Annotated in this window: 4 protein-coding genes; 1 reads left to right on the top strand and 3 read right to left on the bottom strand. The window is 59.1% G+C overall.

The window, feature by feature from the left end:
• Positions 1-133 (top strand): SDR family oxidoreductase (locus JZX88_RS25965; RefSeq protein WP_206915180.1); only part of this gene is annotated, 133 nt, incomplete at its 5' end.
• Positions 134-272: 139 nt separating this feature from the next.
• Here the strand turns inward: JZX88_RS25965 and JZX88_RS25960 are convergent.
• The 3 genes from JZX88_RS25960 to JZX88_RS25950 all read right to left on the bottom strand — a co-directional run bounded on the left by JZX88_RS25960 (position 273) and on the right by JZX88_RS25950 (position 2,883).
• Positions 273-1,034, bottom strand: coding sequence for an ABC transporter permease (locus JZX88_RS25960; protein ID WP_065115994.1), 762 nt, complete (start codon positions 1,032-1,034; stop codon positions 273-275).
• A complete protein-coding gene (locus JZX88_RS25955; RefSeq protein WP_206915179.1) occupies positions 1,031-1,957 on the bottom strand; it encodes an ABC transporter ATP-binding protein in 927 nt (308 codons plus the stop codon). The genes JZX88_RS25960 and JZX88_RS25955 overlap by 4 nt, the downstream gene beginning before the upstream one ends.
• A 104-nt stretch (positions 1,958-2,061) precedes the next feature.
• Positions 2,062-2,883, bottom strand: a complete 822-nt coding sequence (locus tag JZX88_RS25950) for a sulfite exporter TauE/SafE family protein (protein WP_065115996.1) — start codon at positions 2,881-2,883, stop codon at positions 2,062-2,064.
• Positions 2,884-3,415 lie beyond the last annotated feature (532 nt).

The following is a 3,415-nucleotide window of genomic DNA, read 5'->3' as shown; positions in this document are numbered from 1 at the left end:
ACGCAACATCCCCATGCGCCGCGCTGGAACGCCCGCCGAAGTGGCCGCACTGGTGGCGTTTCTGGCCTCCGAGGATGCGGCATACATCACCGGCCAGACGATCAATGTCGATGGTGGGTTGATCATGTCTTGAGGGCTCGCGACCTCTCTCCTCCCGTCATCCTCGGGCTTGACCCGAGGATCCATCCCCACGCAACCATGGATCCTCGGGTCAAGCCCGAGGATGACGGCACTGTAGAGAAGTCTTCAGTGACAGGCAGTAATCCGCAATGTCAGTTGCGCAGCCGATACCCCGTCTTGAACATCCAGCCGACAACACCGAGGCAAAACGCCAGAAACAGCGTGATCATCGCGAGGCTGATGACCGGATTGACGTCGGCGATCTCGTAAAAACTCCAGCGGAAGCCGCTGATGAGATAAAGCACCGGATTGAAGTGGCTCACCGTCTGCCAGAAGGGCGGCAGCATGTCGATGGAATAGAAGCTGCCGCCGAGGAAGGTCAGCGGCGGCACCACCAGCATGGGAATGAGGTTCAACTGCTCGAAATTCGTCGCCCAGATGCCGATGATGAAACCGAACAGGCTGAAACTGACAGCCGTCAGCACGAAGAACAGGATCATCATGAACGGATGGGCGATGGTAATATCCACGAAGAAGGAGGCCGTTATCAGGATGATCGTGCCGATCATCAACCCCTTGGTCGCCGCAGCCCCGACATAACCGGCCAGAATTTCCGTCATCGCCACGGGTGCGGAGAGGATTTCATAGACCGTACCGGTGAATTTCGGGAAATAGATACCGAAGGAGCCATTGCCGATACATTGCGTCAGAAGTGTCAGCATGATGAGGCCGGGCGTTATGAACGCGCCGTAGGAAACCCCGCCAACCTCCTGAATCCGCGAACCGATCGCGGTTCCGAACACTATGAAGTAAAGCGACGTGGAAATGACCGGAGACACCACGCTCTGCAGCAGGGTGCGACGCGTGCGTGCCATTTCGAACAGATAGATGGCCTTGATGGCTTCGAAATTCATTTCTGGCCTCCCACCAGCGAAACGAAGATATCCTCAAGCGAACTCTGCCGCGTTGAAATATCCTTGAAATGGATGTTGGCGGCGAAAAGGGCGTTCAGAACATCGGCAATGCGGCTCTGTTCGCCATTATCCTCGATTTCATAGGTGATGGTGCAGCGGTCATCGGAAAGCGTCAGACCGAAGGGAGCAAGACTGTCGGGCAATTGCTCCACGGGCTGGGCAAGCTCCAGGAAAAGCTGCTTGCGGCCGAGTTTCTTCATTAACGCCGTCTTTTCCTCCACCAGCAGCAGTTCGCCGCCATTGATGACGCCCACCCGGTCGGCGATTTCTTCCGCCTCTTCGATGTAATGCGTGGTGAGGATGATCGTGACGCCCCTGGAGCGCAGCTCGGAAACCACATTCCACATGTCACGGCGCAGCGCCACATCCACGCCGGCGGTCGGCTCGTCGAGGAACAGCACCTTCGGTTCATGCGCCAGCGCCTTGGCGATCAGCACACGCCGCTTCATGCCGCCGGAAAGCTCCCGCAGCATGTTGTCCTTCTTGTTCCAGAGCGAGAGGGATTTCAGGATACGCTCGATCAGTTCCGGGTTCTTCTTCTGCCCGTGCAGGCCGCGCGAGAAGCTGACGGTGTTCCACACCGTCTCGAACTGGTCGGTGGTCAATTCCTGCGGCACGAGGCCGATCAGGGCGCGGGTCTGGCGGAATTCCTTGACCACATCATGCCCGCCGACAAGCACGGAGCCTTCCCCCGGATTGACGAGGCCGCAGACGATGGAAATCAGCGTTGTCTTGCCGGCACCATTCGGGCCCAGAAGAGCGAGGATTTCCCCCTCCGTGATATCGAGGCTGACACCCTTGAGCGCCTGAAAGCCATTTGCGTAGGATTTGGTCAGATTCCGTATCGAAACGATGGCATTCATGGCGAATCTTTCGAAAAACCGAGTAAGATGCACGCCATATAGGCCGTAGAATGCGCGAATGCCAGTCCGGAGGCCTGAACACTGCGTTCGGCAATCGAGGAAAATCAGCCGTAGACGCTGTAGAAGAACTGCGCCGCGACGAAGACCAGAAACACCCCGAAGGCCCGCTCCAGCTGCTTTTTGCTGAGCGCATGCGCCAGCCGCGCGCCATAGGGCGCAACCACGAGCGTAATGGGGATCAAGAGCACCACGGCGATCCAGTTGATGAAGCCGGTTGAAAATGGCGGCAGGCCCGCATCACCCCAACCGGCCCAGATGTAACCCAGCAGCCCCGGCAGCGAAATCAGCACACCGACGCCGGAGGACGTGGCAACCGCCTGATGGATGGTGCGCCCGTAAAGCGTCATGAAAGTATTGTTCATCACCCCGCCGCCCACGCCCATCAGGCCGGAGAGAAGGCCGATGCCTGTGCCCACCAGAAACCGGACCGGGTTTTGCGGCAGGTCGGAACCGAGATGCCAGCTCGCCCGGTTGAAGACCATCCGAAAGGCGAGCGCCAGCGCGATGAAGGCGAAGATCAGCCGCAGCGCGACGCTGGAGGCATAGGCGGCCACGACGGATGCGAGGATGGTGCCAAGCGGCACGGCGACGATCCAGCCCTTCAGAAGATCGATATCGACCGCGCCCTTCTGACGATGCGTCAGGAAAGAACGGATAGATGTCGGCACGATGATGGCAAGCGACGTGCCGAGCGAAAGATGCATGCGCACCGCCTCCGGCACATCCAGAAGCCCGAAGACATGGTAAAAGACCGGCACCAGAACCGCACCGCCGCCAATGCCGAAAAGGCCCGCCAGAAGGCCCGCAACGACGCCCGCGGCCGCAAGCGCCGCAGCAAAGATCATTATCTCTGAAACAGGGGGCATGAAAGCAGGCTCCCGGGGGCCGTTGTCACAAACATGTGACGCTCATAGCGTATCAGAAGAGCGCGGCAAGCCATGTTGGCCGCAGGTCAGTACGGCGCGATGTATTTTGCCGCACATCCGCGTCGGATGGACCGCTTTTTGGGATCGATTCCCATTTTCATGCCCTTGCAAAGACGCCGATATCCCCCCGATAAGGCTGTCTTCTTCACCGGCCTTCGGGCCGGTCTTTTTTTGTGGGCATGTGACAGGAGCGTATGTGCTGGGAGATGGATGATGCCAACGCCCTCCCTCCGTTATTCCGGCTCATCCTCGGGCTTCGGGGACGGGAATGACGGAAAATACACGGCGTCACAACAAACGCCGATCTGCCCAGCGAATATGGTCCCGCACCACCAGGCAGGTCTCACCGAACGTCCTAGATGTTAGCTTTCAGGGGGGTGTCCATTGGGGTCGAGGGTGCGTGGGGCTTACCCCCCTCTGCCCTGCCGGGCATCTCCCCCTCAAGGGGGGAGATCGACAAGCGGTTAGGTTT

The organism is Agrobacterium sp. OT33 (genome assembly GCF_017313365.1).
In the GTDB taxonomy this organism is placed as follows: Bacteria; Pseudomonadota; Alphaproteobacteria; order Rhizobiales; family Rhizobiaceae; genus Agrobacterium; species Agrobacterium rhizogenes_A.
This window is presented reverse-complemented; position numbering and strand designations above follow the sequence as displayed.